General features: G+C 51.3%; 2 rRNA genes. Both read left to right on the top strand.

Features of this window, described 5'->3' with window-relative positions:
* Positions 1-484 (top strand): 23S ribosomal RNA (locus ACQY8X_RS20975); the annotation flags it as partial.
* A 172-nt stretch (positions 485-656) separates the two neighbouring features.
* Positions 657-705, top strand: a 5S ribosomal RNA gene (rrf, locus tag ACQY8X_RS20980); the annotation flags it as partial.

The raw sequence follows: 705 nt of genomic DNA on the forward strand, positions 1-705 counted from the left end.
GCTCAACGGATAAAAGGTACTCCGGGGATAACAGGCTGATACCGCCCAAGAGTTCACATCGACGGCGGTGTTTGGCACCTCGATGTCGGCTCATCACATCCTGGGGCTGAAGCCGGTCCCAAGGGTATGGCTGTTCGCCATTTAAAGTGGTACGCGAGCTGGGTTTAGAACGTCGTGAGACAGTTCGGTCCCTATCTGCCGTGGACGTTTGAGATTTGAGAAGAGTTGCTCCTAGTACGAGAGGACCGGAGTGAACGAACCTCTGGTGTTCGGGTTGTCATGCCAATGGCATTGCCCGGTAGCTATGTTCGGACAGGATAACCGCTGAAAGCATCTAAGCGGGAAGCCCCCTTCAAGATGAGATCTCACTGGGACCTTGAGTCCCCTGAAGAGCCGTTCAAGACCAGGACGTTGATAGGCTGGGTGTGTAAGCGTTGTGAGGCGTTGAGCTAACCAGTACTAATTGCTCGTGAGGCTTGACCATATAACGCCAAAAGCGTTTGGTTAGCTGATAGAAAAAGATACATTGGCTCGAAAGAGCGGCACTGAATAAAACAGTGCACGGATTAGAGTTTGTGCATCACTCTCCGGTTACAGGATTCGAATGACGCTTTGAACAACGAAACTTGTTCAAATCGTTAGAGCAACCAGTTTTGCTTGGCGACAATAGCGAGATGGAACCACCCGATCCCTTCCCGAACTCGG

This window comes from Amphritea sp. (assembly GCF_050300915.1).
Taxonomy (GTDB): domain Bacteria; phylum Pseudomonadota; class Gammaproteobacteria; order Pseudomonadales; family Balneatricaceae; genus Amphritea.